Origin of the sequence: Streptococcus equinus (assembly GCF_900101445.1) — a bacterium.
Classification (GTDB): domain Bacteria; phylum Bacillota; class Bacilli; order Lactobacillales; family Streptococcaceae; genus Streptococcus; species Streptococcus equinus_B.
Genome location: NZ_FNKE01000001.1, coordinates 1,097,441 through 1,110,582, shown reverse-complemented (window position 1 = coordinate 1,110,582; position 13,142 = coordinate 1,097,441). Strand labels below are relative to the sequence as shown.

Below are 13,142 nucleotides of genomic sequence, written 5' to 3'. Positions count from 1 at the left end.
TAAGGTCTCCTGAAATTTATGTGAGCTGATAAGTCAGCAAAATAGGACAGTTATGAATCGGATCTTGAACGATCTGTGCCTCGATGCTAAAAATATCTCTTAAAATATCAGTGGTCATTATTTCTTCAACCTGACCGTGATAGCAAATAGCACCGTTTTTTATGGCAATTAAGTTATCAGAAAAACGCGCTGATAAATTCAAATCGTGCAAAACCATGATGATGGTTTTATGGGCTTCTTGGTTAAGTTTTTTCAGCAATTCCAAAATTTCCAATTGATGATTCATATCTAGGTAAGTTGTCGGTTCATCAAGAAAAATCGTCTCAGTATCTTGAGCTAATGCCATGGCAATCCAAACGCGTTGGCGTTGTCCACCGGATAAGGCATCGACTTTTTTATTAGCAAGGTTAGTGATTTTTGTCATTTCCATTGCCCACTTGATTTTAGCTTTGTCAATATCGCTTAGCTGTCCAAAATAACTTTGGTGAGGAAAACGACCGTAAGACACGAGCTCATAGACGCTAATGCCTTCAGTAGCTTCAAGCATTTGTGGGAGCAGGGCAATTTGCTTTGCAATTTCTTTGGTTGGCAAGTCAGCGATGGCTTTGCCGTCAATTAAGATTTGCCCAGTTTTTACCGCTTGAATCCGTGTCAAAGCCTTTAGTAAGGTTGATTTACCGCAGCCATTTGCCCCGATGATTGTAGTGATTTTCCCGTCAGCTATCTTGGTTGATAAATCCTGAATAATCGTTTTATCATCATAAGCAATAGTGATATGTTCAGCACGAATTTCTGACATGGTGGCCTCCTTTCTCGAAAAAATGAATGTGGTTACAAGTCTCAAAAAAATCGAGAATTGTTTTTTCATTGTAACAAGAAAAAAGGCCTCTGAAAAGCCTTTTTTAAAAATATTTTTATAAAATTTTAATTAATTAGAATAATTCTAAATAGTAATTGTAATCGTTTTAGTTAAGGTATTTTTTGGCGATGTTCATATCACCAGCATAAGCTGTGCGTTCACCGTTAACGATTTGGTAAGCGTCAGCACCTTTACCAGCAATGATAACCGCATCATCAGCGGTTTGAGTGAGTGACATAGCTTTTGCGATAGCTTTTTCACGGTCGACTTCGATTTCAAGTGGTCGATTGACTTGGCTAGCAATCTCGTCTGCAATAGCTTTAGGGTCTTCGTAGTTAGGGTCATCAGCGGTTAGGATGACTTGAAGATTTGGGTGAGCGTTAATCACACGAGCAAAGTCAGCGCGGCGACTTTCACCTTTATTACCAGTCGCTCCTAGAATGAGGTGAAGATTTCCAGCTTGATGTTCTTCAACAACAGATAATAATTTTTCAAGGCTATCACCGTTGTGAGCGTAGTCAACGAAAACTTTGGCACCATTTGCCTGAGTAATGACTTCCATACGACCTGGCACGCTTGTTTCAGCAATTCCTTTTTTGATGTCTTCAGGGCTTGTCCCTAAACGAAGACAAGCGAGACCTGCAGCTAGTGCATTTTCTTGGTTAAAGGAACCAATGAGTTGAATGTCGTAATGTCCAGCTAGTTTTCCTGTCACGTCAAAGTCAAAAGCTCTGCCATTTTCAATAGTATTATCAGAATCCTTACCGTAAAAATCATGCGGAAGGTCAGCAACTTGCTCAGCAACGACTTTAAAATGATCCATGCCTGCATTGACAACAACAGCTTTGCTATTTGCCATCAACAGACGTTTGTGGTAGAAGTAATCTTCAAATGTTGGGTGTTCAATCGGTCCAATGTGGTCTGGACTGATATTAAGAAATGCTCCGACATCAAAAGTTAAGCCGTAAACACGATCAACAAGATAAGCTTGGCTAGACACTTCCATGATAAGGTGTGTCATGCCATTATCAACAGCAGTTGCCATCATCTTGAAGAGGTCAAGACTTTCAGGTGTGGTTAATTTTGATTTGAAGAATGTCTTACCATCAAGTGTTGTGTTCATTGTTGAAAACATGGCAGGTTTATGGCTTTGTTTCAAAATGTTGTAAGTAAAGTAAGCCGCTGTTGTTTTCCCTTTAGTTCCAGTAAAGGCAATGATTTTTAGTTTTTCTTCTGGGTGACCGTAGAATTCCATGGCAATCAAACTCATGGCTTTTTTTATATCTGTTACGATAATCGCAGGAATATCAAGTTCGTAGTCAACTTGGCTGACGTAAAAAGGTAAGCCTTTTTGGATAGCTTGTTCAAGGTATTCTTTTTTAAAAGTTGCCCCTTTAGCAAAGAAAAGGGTTGAACTATCGACATCACGACTGTCAAAACTGATTTTTGAAAAGCTAGGATTTTCCTTCCAAGTTAGACTGTAATGATTGTGGAAGATGATTTCGCGGAAATTATGGTCTTTTTTCAGAATTTCGAGGGTTTTTTCAAGTGTAATCATACACTCTATTTTAGACTTAATGTCTATGTTTTACAAGTCACAAGCAAAAGTTTATAATAAAATGTAACGCTTATTTTTAAAATTAGGAAGAATACTATGTCTGAAAACAAAACAAACGTGACACAGCAACAGCAGATGGTGCGTGGAGCTGCTTGGTTAACAGCTTCAAACTTCATCAGTCGTCTCTTGGGTGCCTTCTACATTATTCCTTGGTACGCTTGGATGGGGACTCATGCTGAACAAGCCAATGCTCTTTTTGGAATGGGCTACAATATTTATGCGGTATTCCTACTTATTTCAACAGCAGGGATTCCCGTGGCAATAGCTAAGCAAGTGTCTAAGTATAATACACTTGGTCAGGAAGAGACAAGTTATTATCTCTTACGTAAAATTCTAAAATTAACCTTGGTACTCGGCTTTATTTTTGCGGCTATTATGTATCTTGGAGCACCAATTCAAGCTGCTTGGAGTGGTGGTGGCGACGATTTGATTCGCGTCATGAAAAGTCTATCTTGGGCAGTCTTGCTCTTTCCATCAATGAGTGTGCTTCGTGGCTTCTTCCAAGGATTTAATAATTTAAAACCATATGCCATGAGCCAAATTGCTGAACAAGTCATCCGCGTGATTTGGATGTTATTGACAGCCTTCATGATTATGAAAATTGGTTCGGGTGATTACGTTTCAGCGGTTGTTCAATCAACCTTTGCAGCCTTTATTGGGATGATTGCCAGCGTCATGGTCTTGATTTTCTTCCTTTGGAAAGAAGGAAAACTTCAAGCTATTTTAGCTAAGGAGACTGAGGATATTGACATTGATGCTAATGCCATTATCATTGAAACTGTAAAAGAAGCTATTCCATTTATCATTACTGGAGCTGCTATTCAATTGTTCCAATTGGTTGACCAATGGTCTTTCATTAATTCAATGAAACTCTTTACGTCACACAGCTTGAAAGAATTGCAAATCTTGTATGCTTACCTATCAAGTAACCCAAATAAGGTAACAATGATTTTAATCTCGCTTGCGACTGCGATTGGCGGTGCAGGTATTCCGCTTTTGACAGAGAACTTTGTCAACAAAGATAAAAAAGCTGCGGCACGTTTGGTGATTAATAGTTTGCAAATGTTGTGCATGGTGCTTTTACCGGCAATGATGGGAGCTATTATTTTGGCACAGCCACTTTACACTCTTTTCTACGGTGCACCAAATAACGATGCACTTTGGCTATTTGTTGTAGCCTTGATTCAAGTGATTTTCTTAGCCCTTTATAGTTTACTTGCACCAATGCTACAAGCTCTTTTTGAAAATCGCAAAGCCATCAATTATTTTGCTTATGGTTTGGTGGTTAAGATTGTTTTACAAGTGCCGTTTATCTTTTTATTTAAAGCTTATGGTCCACTCTTATCAACAGCAATTGGCTTGATGATTCCAATTGTTTTGATGTTCAACCAAATTCATGCCGTAACACAGTTTAATCGTAAAGCCTTGTGGCGTGGGATTCTATTAGTTTGTATTTTGACGGCTATCATGGGAGTTGTCGTTGTACTAGGAACATTTGGACTTCACTTTTTCATCAGTCCAACGACACGCCTAGGCAGTGTGATTTACCTTGTTCTTATGGGAGCACTTGGAGTTGCTGTCTATGGATTCCTAGCCTTAGCAACACACCTTCTTGATAAATTAATTGGCAGTAAAGCAAAAACACTACGTAAAAAACTCCATTTAGAATAAAAAAACAGCCCAGTGGGCTGTTTTTTCATGAGCCTAGAAATAGAGAAGTGAATCAAGCCCATTGGGCTGTTTTTTCATGAGCTTAGAAATAGAGAAGCGAATCAATCCCATTGGGCTTTTTTAATTCAATAAGTTATAGTTTTTTCTTATAGCTAACTATCAGGAATTAGAATAACAAAAGCACACTAATTTTTGAGAATAAATGTTAGAATATAGTCTATAAATTTTGAATGAACGTTATGTTTTGAGATGAGAAGGGGGATTATTATGACAAGTGACTGTCGATTGGCTACAATTTTAGCGCATGCTGGTATTAAATCTGATGAAGCAACGGGAGCTCTTGCAGCGCCGATTCATTTTTCGACGACCTATCAGCACCCAGAATTTGGAAAATCAACGGGATTTGATTACACAAGAACAAAAAATCCGACACGCGCAACCCTTGAAAAGACCCTTGCAGCAATTGAAAAAGCTGATTATGCCTTAGCGACTTCATCAGGCATGAGTGCTATTGTTCTAGCACTTGAAATTTTTCCTGTTGGAGCAAAGGTGGTTGCTGCGCGTGATTTGTACGGCGGTTCCTTTCGTTGGTTTAATGACAAAGAAAAAGAAGGACGTTTTGTCTTTACTTATGCCAACACACAAGAGAAGCTTCTAGCTGAAATTACTGAAGAGACTGACATTGTCTACCTTGAAACACCAACTAATCCCTTGATGATTGAATTTGACATTGCAAAAGTAGCAGAGGTTGCGCATAAAAATGGGGCTAAGTTAGTGGTTGATAACACCTTTTATAGTCCGATTTATCAAAATCCGATTGAGCTTGGTGCGGATATCGTGGTGCATTCTGCGACAAAATATTTAGCAGGGCATAATGATGTATTAGCTGGAGTGGTGATTACCAGTGACCAAGCCATTTATGATAAGCTCTTTTATAATCTCAATACGACAGGACCTACCCTTTCACCTTTTGATTCTTACATGCTGATGCGAGGGCTTAAGACGCTCAAACTTCGCATGGAAAAAGCTACCGAAAATGCTCATGACATTGTAGCTTTTTTGGAAAATTCACCAGCTGTTAAAGAGGTGCTTTATACTGGAAAAGGTGGCATGATTTCGTTTAAAGTAGTTGATGAAGAAAAAATTCCTCACATTATTAATAGCCTTCAAATCATCACTTTTGCAGAAAGTCTTGGGGGTGTGGAAAGTTTGATTACTTACCCAAGGACACAAACCCATGCTGATATTCCAGAAGCTGTTCGCCTTTCTTACGGTTTGACGAATGATTTGCTGCGCTTGTCAATCGGTATCGAAGATGTTGAGGATTTGATTGATGATTTAAAAAATGCCTTGGAGGGATAGTATGGGAAAATACGATTTTACAACAAGACCAAATCGTTTGAAACAATTTACTTACAAATGGCAGAGCTCAGAAAACAATCCTGATTTGCTACAGTTATGGGTAGCAGATATGGATTTTTTGCCAGTTCCAGAAATCAAACAAGCTATTATTGATTACGGTCAAGAACACATTTTTGGCTATAATTATTTTAAAGATTCTCTTTACCAAGCTGTCATTGATTGGGAAAAAGAAGAGCACGGCTATGCGATTAATAAAGAAGATATTTCGTTTATTGATGGTGTTGTACCTGCCATTTCGGTAGCCATTCAGGCATTTACTGAAAAAGGTGATGCAGTTTTGATTAATTCGCCAGTTTATTATCCTTTTGCCAGAACCATTCGTCTTAATGATCGTAAATTAGTTGAAAATTCTTTGCAGATTAAAAATGGGCATTTTGAGATTGATTTTAATCAACTGGAAAAAGACATCGTAGACAATCAAGTTAAACTTTATGTCTTTTGTAGTCCACATAATCCTGGCGGACGTGTTTGGTCAAGTGATGAGTTGCAAAAACTTGGAGACCTCTGTCGCAAACACGGTGTGATTTTAATTTCGGATGAGATCCACCAAGATTTAGCGCTCTTTGGTCACAAGCATCATTCCTTTAATACTGTTGATGACTCTTTCAAAGATTTTGCCATTGCTTTGGCCTCAGCTACAAAAACTTTTAACATTGCTGGAACTAAAAATAGCTTTGCGATTATCCAAAATCCAGACCTTCGTCGAAAATTTCAACGTGTTCAGTTGGCCAATAACCAGCACGAAGTTCCAACCATTGGCATGATTACCACAGAAACAGCTTTTAGATACGGTAAACCTTGGTTAGAAGAACTCAAAAGAGTGATTGAAGAAAATGTGGATTATCTGACAGATTATCTCGAAAAGCATACTAAAATCAAGGTTATGAAACCAGAAGGAACCTATCTGGTCTGGTTAGATTTCTCTGCTTATGACATTAAGCAACCTGAACTTGGGGAAAAATTGCAAAAAGAAGCCAAAGTGGTCTTAAATGATGGGGCGCATTTTGGTAAAGAAGGCAAGACTTTTGCACGCTTAAATGTAGCAACGCCTTTTGAAACCATTAAGGAAGCTAGCGAGCGCATTGCTAAAGTCTTTGGAAAATAAGAAAAAGCGGGCTGATGCCTGCTTTTTTGTGATGCTTTTGGCAATTTTCGCTAAAAAATGTGACATTCGTCATAAAATTTTAGCAAATTTCCTTATTTTCTGCTATAATTGGTAAGGTTAAACTAAATTCAGTATAAAGGAGTACAATCATGGGAAAATTCCAAGTTATCTCACATCCGCTAATCCAACACAAATTGTCAATTTTACGTCGTACAACAACTTCAACTAAAGATTTCCGCGAATTGGTTAACGAAATCGCAATGCTTATGGGTTATGAAGTTTCTCGCGACCTTCCTTTGGAAGATGTTGAAATTGAAACACCTATCACAAAAACAACTCAAAAACAATTGACTGGTAAAAAATTGGCAATTGTTCCTATCCTACGTGCTGGTATCGGTATGGTTGATGGTTTCTTGAGCCTTATTCCAGCGGCTAAAGTTGGTCACATTGGTATGTACCGTGACGAAGAAACTTTGCAACCAGTTGAGTACCTTGTGAAATTACCAGAAGATATCGATCAACGTCAAATCTTTGTTGTAGACCCAATGCTTGCAACTGGTGGTTCTGCAATCTTGGCAGTTGATTCTCTTAAAAAACGCGGTGCAGCTAACATCAAATTTATCTGCCTAGTAGCTGCTCCAGAAGGTGTTAAAGCTCTTCAAGAAGCTCACCCAGATATCGATATCTACACAGCTGCTCTTGATGAAAAACTTAACGAAAATGGTTACATCGTACCAGGTCTTGGTGACGCTGGTGACCGTTTGTTCGGTACAAAATAATAAGCTAAAGGCTTAATAAAAAAGGTTTGCGTTCCAGCTAAGGAACACAAGCCTTTTCTTTTTAGTCAAATTAATCGTTCATTTTACTTGAAATGGTTTTAGCGAATTCCTGAGCTGCCAAAGGAAGAGTTTGCCAGTTTTTCCAAGCAAGCACAATGGTCCTAAATGGCTTTTCAGCAATGTGACGAATGGTCAAATCATCAAGTGTCAAACCGTCAAGAAAGTTTTCGTAAAGAAGACTAGCCCCTAAATCTTGTCGAATCATTTCCAAAATAGTGTAGTCATCATAAATTTCATAAGCGAAATTTGGTGTGATGTTAGCCTTTGCAAAAGCAGCGCGTGTTAGGCTGTTTTCCCCCTCGTCAAGTAGAATCAATTCTGTCTTAGCTAAGTCAGCCAGCGAAACGTTATCTTGTTTTGCTAGAGGGTGTTTGATAGGCAGTACAGCGTAAAGACAATCTTGGTAAAGGACTTGGGATTGTAATTGTCCGACATAATCGATATGCGTGAAACCTAAATCAACTTGTCCTGTATCTAGCCATTGGTGAATGCTGGTATAATCCCCTTGCTTAAGAACGAAATTGACTGCAGGATGTTTGGCTTTGAAGTCTTTAATAAAGGGTAAAATAAAATTTCGACTAGCAGAGGTGAAGATGCCAATGCGGATTTCAGCTTTATTGAGCCCTTGTAATTCCTCGATTTTTTTGGTTAGCTGCTTTTCCCCCTGAACAATTTGCTGGAAGTAGGGATAGAGAGCTTGACCGTCTTTGGTCAAATTGACGCCCTCGTGACCACGTGTTAATAAGCAAGTCCCAATTTCTTTTTCAAGATTTTTGATGGTCTGACTAACGGCACTTTGTGAGTAGTTTAATTGCTGTGCGGTTTTAGTAAATGACCCTAATTCGATAACTGAGCAGAAAATAGCATATTTTGAAATCATATTGTCACCTTTCGATAAGTAAAACTTATGTTTCTATTATATACTTTAATTTTACTTATATCCAATATCACCTTATAATAAAACAAGATATTAGGAAGTGAGAGGTGAAATTCATGGTTCAAAAACATGCTAAACTTTTTTCAGTGACCGTTCCTCTTGCGTGGGGGATGTCTTATCTATTTATGGCGCTTGGGGCTTCTGAAATTCCAGCCATTGAATTAGTAGCTCTGCGTTGTGGGTTAGCTTTTTTGGCTTTAGTATTAATTTTTTATCGCCATTTGAAAGAAACATTTTCTTGGAAATTGATGGCTTATAGTGCTTTTGCAGGAATATTATTATTTGCTGTTTTTTATTTTTTGATTGTTGGGGTCATTGATACGTCAGCTTCGACGGCTGGTTTTCTAGCTTCGACGACAGTAGTGATAGTTCCTACCTTACGTGCTATTGTCACTCGAAAAATGCCTGATATAAAAACAATAATCGCAATTTTGATTGTTTTATCAGGGCTTTATCTTTTGACGGGTGCAGATTTGTCACAATTTAATCTGGGTGCTGTGATGTGTCTGCTTTCTGCCACTTTATATGCTGTTTATATCATTCTTTCTAAGCAGATTGTTGAGAAGGTAGATCCGATGAGTTTAGGAATTTGGCAACTTGGTTTTTCTAGCTTGTATGCTTTAATAGGAACATTTTCTTTTGAGAAACCTGTTTTGCCACACTCAAGTATTGTTTGGTTCTCAGTTTTAGGCTTAGCGCTTATTTGTTCGGCTTATGGTTGGGTAATGCAAACTATCGTTCAATCGTATGTCAGCGCTGAGTTTACAAGTATCATGTTTACGCTGGAACCTATTTTTACAGCTATTTTTGCCTTTCTTTTCTTTGGGGAATGGCTGAGCGGTATAGCTTTTTTGGGAACGGTTTTGATTTTTGTCGGTGTCCTTTTAACCATTTATCAACCGAAAAAAAGCCGTTCTATTGTTTTACTTCAGGAAAAAGTCGAATATTAAAATTTTTCATTTGACCTTTTTTGACCATTTGACTATAATAGTCTCAGGTTAATATTTAAAACAAGGGCAAGAAAAAGTAGCATTGGGATGCTATGTCTATGTTTTCTAGCCTAGTAAAGGAGAAACGATATGATTCCTGTAGTTATTGAACAAACAAGCCGCGGTGAACGCTCATATGATATTTACTCACGTCTTTTGAAAGATCGTATCATCATGTTGACTGGACCAGTTGAAGACAATATGGCAAACTCTATCATTGCTCAACTATTATTCCTTGATGCACAAGATAATACAAAAGATATCTACCTTTATGTTAATACACCTGGTGGATCAGTTTCAGCTGGTCTTGCTATTGTAGATACAATGAACTTCATTAAATCAGATGTTCAAACTATCGTTATGGGTATGGCAGCATCAATGGGAACAATCATTGCTTCATCAGGTACAAAAGGTAAACGATTCATGTTGCCAAATGCTGAATACATGATTCACCAACCAATGGGTGGTACTGGTGGCGGTACTCAACAAAGTGATATGGCTATTGCTGCTGAACACCTTTTGAAAACACGTCAAAACTTGGAACAAATTTTGGCTGACAACTCAGGTCAAAGTTTGGAAAAAGTTCACGCTGATGCTGAACGTGATAACTGGATGAGCGCTCAAGAAACTCTTGAATATGGCTTCATCGATGAAATCATGGTTAACAACGAATTGAACTAATTTGTTTATAGACAAAGAAGAGGCTGAGATATAAAATCTTGGCCTTTTTTGTGCAAGCAGAGCAGGGATACATTTGCGGCTAATTGTGGTATAATCGATTTATGTTGGCAATTGATGAACACTTATTTGAAATTGATGAAGCAATCGATGAGGTTGCGAAAGCCTTTTTAGCTTTAGACGCTGTTCAGGCATATCTAGAGATTAAAAAGATTTTTTTAGCTGATACGGCTTTACAAGAAAGTATTTCAGAATTTCAGGACTTAAAGCAATCTTATGAAGAAGTGAAAGAGTACGCAGCCTTTCGCCCAGAAGTAAAAGAGCTACGTCGTCAGCTATTACAGAAAAAAAGAGAACTTGATTTGAATCGTACAGTTAGCTTATTAAGACAAAATGAAGTTGCTGTTCAAACGATTTTAGCAGAGTTGACTCAAGAAATTTCATCAGTGATTTCACCAACGATTTTTGTCGATACTGGCTTGCCTTTGGCACCCCATAAATCACACCATCAGAATTGTAGTAAGGGAGGAAAGAGAGATGTTTGAAAAGCAGGAACGTCAGGGAATTATCGTTTATTTGTACTATAACCGTGATGCTAGAAAATTAAACAAATACGGCGATGTTCTTTACCATTCACGAAAATTACATTATCAAGTTTTATATGTTAATAAAGAAGAAGCAGCGGATATTGTTGAAGAAATTTCAGCCTTAAAATTCGTGAAAGCCGTTTCTTTATCAGAAATTGATAATATTGATCAAGATTTTGTGGGCAACTTGGCTCATTTCTGATATAATACTATCTTGAATAACTTATAAGTGCTCAAAGAATAGTTTAAATTTTCAGAAAAATCAGTATTCTTTGAATAAACTTTTTATTAGAAAATAAGGAGATAACGTCTTATGCATAAAAAGATTGCGCTAACAGCGCTAACTTTTTTAGCCTCAATCGCTTTAGCGGCTTGCAGTAAGTCTCCAGATGTGACTGCAAATGCTACGGGTACAACAATTGGTGATACTATCAAAGTCGGTGTTAATCTTGAATTGACTGGTACAGTTGCTGCATACGGTAATGCTGAAAATAACGGGGTTAAACTCGCTGTTCAAGAGATTAATAAAGCTGGCGGTGTTGATGGGAAAAAAATCGAACTTGTCACAAAAGACAACAAGTCAGAAAATGCAGAAGCTTCAACAGCTGCAACTAACTTAGCTATCCAGAGTCAAGTAAATGCCATGATTGGCCCAGCGACTTCTGGTGCGGTTGCTGCAGCAAGTTTGAATGCCCAAAAAACAGGAGTTCCTTTGTTAACACCAAGTGGAACTCAAGATGACCTAACGCTTGATACGGTTGATGGTGTTAAAAAATATGTTTTCCGTACAACTTTCCAAGATAGTTTCCAAGGTCAAGTTTTAGCTCAGTATGCTTACAGAAATTTGAATGCTAAAAAAGTTGTCCTTTATTATGACAATTCAAGTGACTATGCTAAAGGGATTGCAGAAGAGTTCAAGAAAAAATATCAAGGCGATATTGTCACAACCGCTACTTTTGCTTCAGGGGACAAAGATTTCCAATCTGCTTTAACAAAAATTAAAAACTTGGATTATGATGCCATTGTAATGCCTGGTTATTACACTGAAACTGGTATTATCACAAAACAAGCGCGTGATATGGGCATCAGTGTTCCAATCCTTGGACCTGATGGTTTCAACGATGACAGCTTTGGTGATTTGGCTGGTAAAGCTAATACGAATGGTGTTTACTACGTATCTGGTTATTCAACCAAAACAGCACTTTCAGCTAAGGCGACAGACTTTATTAAAGCTTATAAAGCTAAATACGGTTCAGAACCAAATATGTTTGCAGCGCTTGCTTATGATTCTGTTTACATGATTGCAAAAGCAGCAGAAGGTGCTAAAACATCAATTGACATTGCTGATAACCTTGCTAGCTTAAAAGATTTTGATGGTGTGACTGGTACAATGACCATTGATAAAAAACACAATCCAATCAAAACCGCTTTGATGGTTGCCATGAAAGATGGAGCTGAGGCTTCAGCAGACGCCGTTGAAATTAAAAAATAAAACTTATTTGATTTGCTATTTGTTTTTATATCACATGACTAGAAAGTTTGGTATTTTATGTTTTTAGAACAACTTCCCCAACAACTGGTTAATGGTATTATTCTAGGAAGTATTTATGCTTTGCTTGCCTTAGGTTATACCATGGTTTATGGGATTATTAAATTAATTAACTTTGCACATGGCGATATTTACATGTTGGGTGCTTTTATTGGTTACTATGCGATTAGCACACTTCATATGAATTTTTGGCTTGCACTGATTGTGACAATGATTGCGACTGCCTTTATCGGAATGGTTATTGAATTCTTGGCTTATCGTCCTTTGCGTCACTCAACTCGTATTGCCGCCTTGATTACAGCTATCGGTGTTTCTTTTTTGCTTGAATACGGTATGGTTTTCTTTGTGGGAGCCAATACACGTTCATTCCCGCAAGCTATTGATATTGTTAGTTATAAGCTTGGTCCTGTGACGGTTACTAACATTCAATTGTTGATTTTGCTTGTCTCACTTATTTTGATGGTTGCTTTGCAATTGATTGTTCAAAAGACAAAAATGGGTAAAGCCATGCGTGCGGTATCAGTCGATAGTGATGCAGCTGAATTGATGGGGATTAATGTTAATTCGACAATTAGTTTTACCTTTGCCCTTGGTTCAGCACTTGCTGGAGCTGCTGGTGTTTTGATTGGACTTTACTATAATTCAATCGAGCCGCTTATGGGGATGACGCCTGGTATTAAAGCCTTTGTCGCTGCCGTTCTTGGTGGTATTGGAATCATTCCAGGTGCTGCTCTTGGTGGATTTGTGATTGGTATTTTAGAGACTTTATCAATTTCGGTTAACCTCTCAAGCTACCGTGATGCTATTGTTTACGCTGTCTTAATCATTATTCTTTTGGTAAGACCTGCTGGTATCCTCGGTAAAAATGTGAAAGAGAAGGTGTAGAAA

Annotated in this window: 13 protein-coding genes; 10 read left to right on the top strand and 3 right to left on the bottom strand. The window is 38.0% G+C overall.

The window, feature by feature from the left end; translation table 11 throughout:
* Window positions 1-16: 16 nt before the first annotated feature.
* The gene (locus tag BLR83_RS05550) at window positions 17-799 is read right to left on the bottom strand and encodes an ABC transporter ATP-binding protein (RefSeq protein ID WP_074560779.1); all 783 of its coding nucleotides are present in this window, start codon (window positions 797-799) and stop codon (window positions 17-19) included.
* A 166-nt stretch (window positions 800-965) separates the two neighbouring features.
* Window positions 966-2,417 (bottom strand): UDP-N-acetylmuramoyl-L-alanyl-D-glutamate--L-lysine ligase, encoded by a 1,452-nt coding sequence (locus BLR83_RS05545; protein WP_074560778.1) that lies wholly within the window; start codon window positions 2,415-2,417, stop codon window positions 966-968.
* 96 nt (window positions 2,418-2,513) lie between these two features.
* Between BLR83_RS05545 and BLR83_RS05540 the strand changes: the two genes are divergently transcribed.
* The 4 genes from BLR83_RS05540 to upp all read left to right on the top strand — a co-directional run bounded on the left by BLR83_RS05540 (window position 2,514) and on the right by upp (window position 7,454).
* On the top strand, window positions 2,514-4,148 hold the full coding sequence (locus tag BLR83_RS05540) for a putative polysaccharide biosynthesis protein (RefSeq protein ID WP_074560777.1): 1,635 nt from the start codon (window positions 2,514-2,516) through the stop codon (window positions 4,146-4,148).
* A gap of 267 nt (window positions 4,149-4,415) precedes the next feature.
* On the top strand, window positions 4,416-5,510 hold the full coding sequence (locus BLR83_RS05535) for a cystathionine gamma-synthase (protein WP_074560776.1): 1,095 nt from the start codon (window positions 4,416-4,418) through the stop codon (window positions 5,508-5,510).
* A gap of 1 nt (window position 5,511) precedes the next feature.
* Window positions 5,512-6,675 (top strand): MalY/PatB family protein, encoded by a 1,164-nt coding sequence (locus BLR83_RS05530; RefSeq protein ID WP_074560775.1) that lies wholly within the window; start codon window positions 5,512-5,514, stop codon window positions 6,673-6,675.
* Window positions 6,676-6,824: 149 nt separating this feature from the next.
* A complete protein-coding gene (gene upp / locus BLR83_RS05525; RefSeq protein WP_021142946.1) occupies window positions 6,825-7,454 on the top strand; it encodes a uracil phosphoribosyltransferase in 630 nt (209 codons plus the stop codon).
* Window positions 7,455-7,524: 70 nt separating this feature from the next.
* Here the strand turns inward: upp and BLR83_RS05520 are convergent, their stop codons facing one another.
* On the bottom strand, window positions 7,525-8,394 hold the full coding sequence (locus BLR83_RS05520; RefSeq protein WP_074560774.1) for a LysR family transcriptional regulator: 870 nt from the start codon (window positions 8,392-8,394) through the stop codon (window positions 7,525-7,527).
* A gap of 113 nt (window positions 8,395-8,507) precedes the next feature.
* Between BLR83_RS05520 and BLR83_RS05515 the strand changes: the two genes are divergently transcribed.
* From BLR83_RS05515 to BLR83_RS05490, 6 genes are all read left to right on the top strand, one after another.
* On the top strand, window positions 8,508-9,401 hold the full coding sequence (locus BLR83_RS05515) for a DMT family transporter (protein WP_074560773.1): 894 nt from the start codon (window positions 8,508-8,510) through the stop codon (window positions 9,399-9,401).
* Between the two features lie 129 nt (window positions 9,402-9,530).
* Window positions 9,531-10,121 (top strand): ATP-dependent Clp protease proteolytic subunit, encoded by a 591-nt coding sequence (locus tag BLR83_RS05510; protein WP_039696423.1) that lies wholly within the window; start codon window positions 9,531-9,533, stop codon window positions 10,119-10,121.
* Window positions 10,122-10,222: 101 nt separating this feature from the next.
* Window positions 10,223-10,663: a YlbF/YmcA family competence regulator gene (locus tag BLR83_RS05505; protein WP_074560772.1), complete on the top strand. Its 441-nt coding sequence runs from the start codon at window positions 10,223-10,225 to the stop codon at window positions 10,661-10,663.
* Window positions 10,656-10,907 (top strand): YlbG family protein, encoded by a 252-nt coding sequence (locus BLR83_RS05500; RefSeq protein ID WP_020917301.1) that lies wholly within the window; start codon window positions 10,656-10,658, stop codon window positions 10,905-10,907. The genes BLR83_RS05505 and BLR83_RS05500 overlap by 8 nt, the downstream gene beginning before the upstream one ends.
* A 111-nt stretch (window positions 10,908-11,018) precedes the next feature.
* Window positions 11,019-12,197 (top strand): ABC transporter substrate-binding protein, encoded by a 1,179-nt coding sequence (locus BLR83_RS05495; RefSeq protein WP_074560771.1) that lies wholly within the window; start codon window positions 11,019-11,021, stop codon window positions 12,195-12,197.
* Between the two features lie 57 nt (window positions 12,198-12,254).
* Entirely contained in the window at window positions 12,255-13,139 is an 885-nt protein-coding gene (locus BLR83_RS05490) for a branched-chain amino acid ABC transporter permease (protein WP_074560770.1), read from the top strand.
* Window positions 13,140-13,142 lie beyond the last annotated feature (3 nt).